At 43.5% G+C, this 5,452-nt stretch carries 6 protein-coding genes; all 6 read left to right on the plus strand.

Going from position 1 to position 5,452, the window contains the following annotated elements; all coding sequences use genetic code 11:
• The coding region (locus AC29Z1_RS12880) for a thioredoxin domain-containing protein (RefSeq protein WP_488271858.1) at positions 1-1,360 on the plus strand (1,360 nt) is incomplete at its 5' end.
• A 69-nt stretch (positions 1,361-1,429) separates the two neighbouring features.
• Positions 1,430-1,921 (plus strand): ferritin, encoded by a 492-nt coding sequence (locus AC29Z1_RS12885; protein ID WP_488271859.1) that lies wholly within the window; start codon positions 1,430-1,432, stop codon positions 1,919-1,921.
• A 234-nt stretch (positions 1,922-2,155) separates the two neighbouring features.
• Complete coding sequence (gene splB, locus AC29Z1_RS12890) at positions 2,156-3,181, plus strand: spore photoproduct lyase (protein WP_488271860.1); 1,026 nt, start codon at positions 2,156-2,158, stop codon at positions 3,179-3,181.
• Positions 3,182-3,335: 154 nt separating this feature from the next.
• Positions 3,336-4,121 (plus strand): flagellar motor stator protein MotA, encoded by a 786-nt coding sequence (gene motA / locus AC29Z1_RS12895; protein ID WP_488271861.1) that lies wholly within the window; start codon positions 3,336-3,338, stop codon positions 4,119-4,121.
• Positions 4,121-4,894 (plus strand): flagellar motor protein MotB, encoded by a 774-nt coding sequence (locus AC29Z1_RS12900; RefSeq protein ID WP_488271862.1) that lies wholly within the window; start codon positions 4,121-4,123, stop codon positions 4,892-4,894. Before motA ends, AC29Z1_RS12900 begins: the two co-directional genes overlap by 1 nt.
• A 229-nt stretch (positions 4,895-5,123) precedes the next feature.
• A partial coding sequence (gene acpS / locus AC29Z1_RS12905) for a holo-ACP synthase (RefSeq protein WP_488271863.1) occupies positions 5,124-5,452 on the plus strand: 329 nt, incomplete at its 3' end.

The raw sequence follows: 5,452 nt of genomic DNA on the forward strand, positions 1-5,452 counted from the left end.
TTATGACCATTTGGGTTACGGGTTTGCCCGTTATTCTACCGACAACAAATGGCTGGTACCGCATTTTGAAAAAATGCTGTATGATAATGCGCTTTTATGTTACGCCTATATGGAAGCCTACCAGTGTACCCATGATCCGGATTTTGCTCGTATTGCCAGGGAAATAATTTCGTATGTGATGCGGGATATGACTAGTCCTGGCGGGGCGTTTTATTCAGCCGAAGATGCAGATTCTGAAGGAGTAGAGGGCAAGTTTTATGTTTGGTCACGACAGGAGATTATAGAAATATTGGGTTCAGAACTTGGGGAATTGTTTGCCGATGTATATAATGTCACGCCAGAGGGTAATTTTGAGGCTGGAACCAACATTCTGAATCTGATTTCCCACGACTTATATGACTATGCTGCTAAGCATAATTTGGATATCCATGAGCTTGAGGCTAAGATGGCTGAAGCCAGAAAGCAGCTCTATCAGGTTCGCGAGCAACGGATACATCCATTTAAGGATGATAAGATTTTGACAGCCTGGAATGGACTGATGATTGCCGCATTGGCCAAGGCGGCAAGAGTGTTACAGCGGGAAGATTATGTGAAGGCTGCTGAACGGGCGTTAGAATTTATCTTCAGCAAACTGACTGCCGAGAATGGGAAGCGGTTATTGGCCCGCTACCGTGATGGTCAGGCGGCGTATTTGGGCTATGTTGACGATTATGCTTTTTTGCTCTGGGGCTTGCTGGAGGTCTATGAAACCACCTTTAATCCGAAATATTTACGCCAGGCATTGGCGATCAGCAAAGAGCTTACTGAGTTATTCTGGGATAAAGAAAATGGCGGCTTCTTTTTTACCGGTAATGATGGTGAGGAGTTGTTGTTGCGACCTAAAGAAATTTATGATGGCGCTATTCCTTCTGGAAATTCGGCGGCGGCTTTGGCTTTACTCAAACTGGCGCGGCTAACGGAGAATGATGAGTATATTTCGATGGTTGAAAATATGTTTAGTTGTTTTAGCCACGAAGTGCAGCAGTATCCGCGGGCTTATACATATTTTTTGCTAGCGCTTGATTATTACTTGTCTGCACCCAGCCATATTGTTATTGCTGGTGAGCGAGAAGACCCTGAAGTACAGGCCATGCTGGTACTTGCTGGTGCAACGTTTATGCCGGAAGCCACAGTTATCTATAATGATCCGGAATATCAATCGGAAAATCGGGAACTAATACCAATAACGGCTATCCAGGAAGCAGTGGGTGGCCGGGCTACTGCTTATATTTGTGAGAACTTTGCCTGCCAGCGGCCAATTCATACTAGGGAAGAGCTGGAGCAGACTCTTACAAAAGCAAGGTCAGAAGTAATAATGTAAAGGACATGTTTATAAGTTACTAACTAACAATAATTGTAAATTAATAGACAGTTGAAAGGGGACATAAAAATGATTAGTGAAAAAGTACAAAAAGCCATCAACAATCACATCCGGGCAGAAATGTATTCAGCCAACATGTATTTGGCGATGTCCGGGTATTGCACGTCGCAAAACCTGAAAGGTTTTGCAAACTGGTTAAGAGTGCAATATCAGGAAGAAACTGAGCATGCCTTAAAACTCTTGGATTACTTGCTGGAACGCGGTGGTAAGGCTGAAATCCAGGCCATTGAAGCACCACCGACTGAATATGGCAAGCCGGTCGAAGTGTTTGAAAAGGTATTGGCACATGAAGAGCATGTTACCAGTTTGATTAATAAACTGTATGAAGTAGCTGTGGAAGAAAAAGATCTCGCTACTCAAATTTTTCTCCAATGGTTTATTTCGGAACAAGTGGAAGAAGAAGCTGCGGCTAGTGATATTTTGGCACAACTAAGAATGGTTGGTGACAAACCTGGTGGTATATTCTTTATGGATAAGGAACTGGGTGCAAGAAAAGGCTAGAACGTTGCTGGCAATGCCTGTATAAGTACAATGAGGCCCCTTTTTGTGGGGCCTTTTGTTTACTCTTAACGCTTACGATTGTTAACGGCCGCGAACGAGGATAGGGACATGATTGGAAAATGGAGGGTAATGAAAAGACGGTATGATTTCGGTCTTTTTGAATCTGAAAAATAGGGTAAGATAGCGTAAGAATTATGACAGCGGTTTACACTAGTATTGAGGTGATAGGCTGTCATGAAACCTTTTGTGCCGAAACGTGCATTTTTTGAACCTAAGGCACTTGACTATGAGTTAGGAAAAGAGCTGTATGAAAAACTGCAAGCTTTGAAGGTTCCGATACAATTTACTGGTTCGCACAACCGGGTCACAGGTATCCCCGGCAAAACACCGCAGGAATCGTTTCGGGAAGCGAAACGTACCTTGGTGGTCGGAGTGAGGAAAAGTACAAGTTTTGCCGGCTGTAAGCCTTCGGCTCATTATCAGTTGCCGCTGAATACGAGTTGCCCAAGTATGTGTGAATATTGTTATTTGGCAACTACGCTTGGAAAAAAGCCTTATCTTAGAGTGTATGTCAATATTGATGAGATTTTTGCCCAGGCTCAGCGATATATTGATGAACGTGCGCCTGAGATTACCTGGTTTGAGGGTGCGGCTACTTCTGATCCCATCCCTACTGAGTATTTGACAGGTATACTGTTTAAGACGATTGAGTTTTTTGGCAGGCAAGAACTGGGGCGGTTTCGGTTCGTTACTAAGCATGATCAAGTGGATACTTTACTTACCGCCCGTCATAACGGGCACACTCGGTTTCGTTTTAGCTTAAATGCCGCCTACATTATCGAAAAGTATGAACATGTTACGTCATCTATGGCCGAAAGGGTGATGGCTGCGGGTAAAGTAGCGCGGGCCGGGTATCCGCTGGGATTTATTATTGCGCCCATTTTTTACTTTCCAGGTTGGCAGGAGGAATATGCCAAACTAATTGATGCCCTGGATGCCCAATTACCCGAAGAAGCAAGGAAGGATGTAACGTTTGAGCTGATTTCTCACCGTTTTACCAAACGAGCCAAGAACAATATATTAGATTTGTTTCCGGAGACCACGTTGCCCATGGATGAAAGTGAGCGTAAGCTTAAATATGGACAGTTTGGTTATGTTAAGTATATATATCCGCCAGAGGTTATGAAAGAAATAAAAGAATTTATTGAATCCAGACTTTCTGCTGCTTTTCCGCATGCAAGAATTGAATATTTCGTTTAAGTCTATTGCCAGGAAGTTTACGATAATTAATGATAACCTGCCACTACTTGGCAGGACTTTTTTTTATGTTTATAGAATTGCTTAATTACAGATAAAAATCTTCGATATATATAATAGTGATACTTAGCTGAGATGTAATAGGGAGGGCTCTTATTTGGAAAAATCTACAATTATTGGTGTGGCCTTGGGGGCTACTGCTGTTCTTGTTGGTATGGCGCTGAAAGGTGCTAGTCCGAATGTATTAATAAACCCGGCTGCATTTATGATTATTATTGTGGGTACAGTTGCTGCTATATTTAATGCATTCCCAATGGAACAAATCAAGAATTTCCCCGCATTAATTAAAAAATTATTCAAACAACAGGAGCTTATTCCAAAGTCTGAATTGCTTACTTTGTTTGTGGAATTGTCTCAAATTGCGCGGCGGGAAGGTATTTTGGCGTTAGAAAGCCGCTTAGAGGATATTAAAGATCCGTTTTTGAAAAATGGCATGAGTATGGTTATTGATGGTATGGATGTTGATTTTGTCCGCGATGTACTTGATGCCGATATCGAAGCGATGGAAGAACGCCACCGGGCAGGGGCTCAGGTTTTTGCGCAGGCTGGCATGTATGCGCCTACGCTAGGGGTTTTGGGAGCGGTAATTGGTCTGATTGCTGCATTGGGTAATTTAGAAGATATTGATGTGTTAGGCCAGTCCATTGCGGCAGCATTTGTTGCTACGTTGCTGGGTATATTTACAGGGTATGTGCTTTGGCATCCATTTTCTAATAAGTTAAGACAACTTTCACGAGAAGAGGTCGAACTAAAACGGATGATGGTGGAAGGTATATTGTCATTACAGGCCGGTGATTCGCCGATGGCAATAGAATCTAAGTTATTGGTATTTATTCCGCAAAATGTCCGTGGAACATTAAAGCCTAAGCCGGAGGATCAGTAATGGGCAGAAAGTTAAAGAAGGAGCATCAGGAGGAACATGCCGACGAGACATGGCTTGTCCCTTATTCTGATATTTTGACATTACTATTAGCATTGTTCATTGTATTATTTGCTGCTGCACAGGTCGACCAGAAAAAGTTTGAACAAATGAAGGCAAGTTTCAATATCGCCTTTAGTGGCAGTCCGGCGTTACTTGACAGTCCGCGGGACATTCAGCCTGAAAGCTCGAATCCCAATCCGCCGGTGCCGCATTTGCCGACTGTTATGGAGGCACTGAGCGGCATTAATGAAAAGGCATATATGCAAGAAACAGTCCAGTTGATTGAACTAAAAAAGACTTTGGATAAATATATTGCTGATAATGGCCTGAGTGGCGATCTGTCGACAGCGTTAACCGATGATGGTCTGATGATTCGTATTAAAGATACGGCATTATTCCCCTCAGGTAGTGCAGAATTGCGGCCTGAATCACGACGTTTTGCTACTCATATAGCCAAGCTGTTGAAACCGTTGACGCAGAAGGTTACCGTGTCTGGTCATACTGATACCGTGCCGATAAATACCCGGGAGTTTCCCTCTAACTGGGAACTTAGTTCTCGACGGGCGGTTAATTTCATGAGATTCCTCTTAGCAGAAGAACCCGGACTTGCACCAGAGCGTTTTAGTGCCACTGGTTATGGAGAATACCGCCCCATTGCCGACAACAATACCAGTGAAGGCAGAGCGGCCAACCGGCGGGTAGAGGTATTTATTCAGCGCAACTATCGATTATAGAGTAAAACTATAGCGAGAATCCTATGTGAATGAGGCTTTAGTAGGCCTCATTTTTTGTCCATCAGACGTTATAAATCATACTAGTGGTATAACATGACGAAGGTGCTGCCGCGATGCCTACATGGTGCTAGTGCAGATGGTGTTAAGGATGGCATAACATGGTACGTGGGTCACGTGAAGGACTTGGCACAAGCCCAAGTCTTTTCTCATTCAATCTGGATATAATAACATGGTATGCTTTTTATTTGGCTTTTTGGAATTTTGGTATATAATTGAAGTTGAATTGGGTTTTGTGGCAGGTGTTATCATGATTATTGGCATTGGCATAGATATTGTTGAGATATCCCGGATTAAATCAGCTATTGAGCGGGAAGCCTTTGTAAAGCGGGTGTTCACTGCGAAGGAAGCTGCCTATTGCCGTAGCCGGGGCATGCAGCAAGCGGCTTCGTTTGCTGCGCGCTTTGCCGCGAAAGAATCGGTAGCGAAAGCGCTTGGTACCGGATTTGCCGGGGGAGATATTAAAGATATTGAAGTAGTGACAGATGATGGCGGTAAACC

It is taken from the genome of Sporomusa sp. (assembly GCF_057736855.1).

Bases quoted from the DNA above. Each gene is read 5' to 3' on its own strand.
- AC29Z1_RS12885 (WP_488271859.1), top strand. From the start codon at position 1,430: ATGATTAGTGAAAAAGTACAAAAAGCCATCAACAATCACATCCGGGCA.
- splB (WP_488271860.1), top strand. From the start codon at position 2,156: ATGAAACCTTTTGTGCCGAAACGTGCATTTTTTGAACCTAAGGCACTT.
- AC29Z1_RS12900 (WP_488271862.1), top strand. From the start codon at position 4,121: ATGGGCAGAAAGTTAAAGAAGGAGCATCAGGAGGAACATGCCGACGAG.